This window comes from Mycobacterium sp. GA-1841 (genome assembly GCF_001954135.1).
Lineage (GTDB): Bacteria > Actinomycetota > Actinomycetes > Mycobacteriales > Mycobacteriaceae > Mycobacterium.
In genome coordinates, this window is record NZ_MBEQ01000084.1 from 1 (window position 1) to 1,314 (window position 1,314).

General features: G+C 67.2%; 2 protein-coding genes. Both read left to right on the forward strand.

Annotation, left to right across the window (positions count from 1 at the left end; translation table 11 throughout):
* On the forward strand, window positions 1–414 hold a 414-nt coding region (locus tag A5740_RS19890), incomplete at its 5' end, for an RDD family protein (RefSeq protein WP_139335245.1).
* A gap of 12 nt (window positions 415–426) precedes the next feature.
* On the forward strand, window positions 427–1,314 hold an 888-nt coding region (locus A5740_RS19895; protein ID WP_076196838.1), incomplete at its 3' end, for a cystathionine gamma-synthase.

Below are 1,314 nucleotides of genomic sequence, written 5' to 3' on the forward strand. Positions count from 1 at the left end.
GCCGCCACGTCGGAAACCTCCGGTGAGCCGTCCGGCGGCGTCGCCGCACTGATAATCCTGGGGACGTTCGCGCTGTTCGCGGCGACGTTCGGTTTCGTGGTGTGGAACTACGGCTACCGCCAGGGCAAGACCGGCCAGAGCATCGGCAAGCAGGTGATGAAGTTCAAGGTGATCAGCGAGAGGACCGGTCAGCCGATCGGATTCGGCATGTCACTGGTCCGGCAGCTGGCCCACTTCGTCGACAGCATCTTCTACATCGGCTATCTGATGCCGCTGTGGGACGGCAAGCGCCAGACCATCGCCGACAAACTGGTGACCACGGTGTGCGTGCCGGCGCCGGCCACAGCTCCCGCGCCTCCGGTATTCCCCGGGCCACAGGGCGGTCCCAACCCGTACGGGTATCCGCCCCGATAGGCTCGTCACGTTATGAGTGAACAGCGCAGGTGGCACGGTCTGGCCACAAAAGCCATCCACGCCGGTTACCGACCCGACCCGGGTACCGGAGCCGTCAACACCCCGATCTATGCCAGCTCGACCTTCGCCCAGGACGGCGTCGGCGGGCTCCGCGGCGGGTTCGAGTACGCCCGCACCGGAAATCCCACGCGCCAGGCGTTGGAGGCGGCGCTGGCCGCGGTCGAGGAGGCCACCTACGGGCGGGCCTTCGCCTCGGGTATGGCCGCCACGGACTGTGCGTTGCGGGCGGTGCTACGGCCCGGTGACCACGTGGTGATCCCCGACGACGCCTACGGGGGCACGTTCCGGCTGATCGACAAGGTGTTCTCGCAGTGGAACGTCACGCACACGCCGGTGCCGTTGAGCGACCTGGACGCGGTGCGCTCGGCGATCACCCCGCGGACCCGGATGATCTGGGTGGAAACCCCGACCAACCCGTTGCTGAGCGTGGCCGATATCGCCGCGATCGTGCAGATCGCGTCGTCGTCGGGGGTGAAGGTGTTGGTGGACAACACCTTTGCCTCGCCGGCGTTGCAGCAGCCGTTGCTGCTGGGCGCCGACATCGTGTTGCACTCGACCACCAAGTACATCGGCGGGCACTCGGACGTGGTGGGCGGCGCGCTGCTGACCAACGACGAGGAACTCGACACGGCATTCGCGTTCCTGCAGAACGGGGCCGGGGCGGTGCCGGGCCCGTTCGACGCGTACCTGACCATGCGAGGGCTCAAGACCCTGGTGTTGCGAATGCGTCAGCACAGCGAAAACGCCGCCCTGATCGCCGAATTCCTCGACGGACACCCCGCGGTCGACACGGTGCTCTATCCCGGTCTGGACAGCCATCCCAACCACGACGTGGCGGCT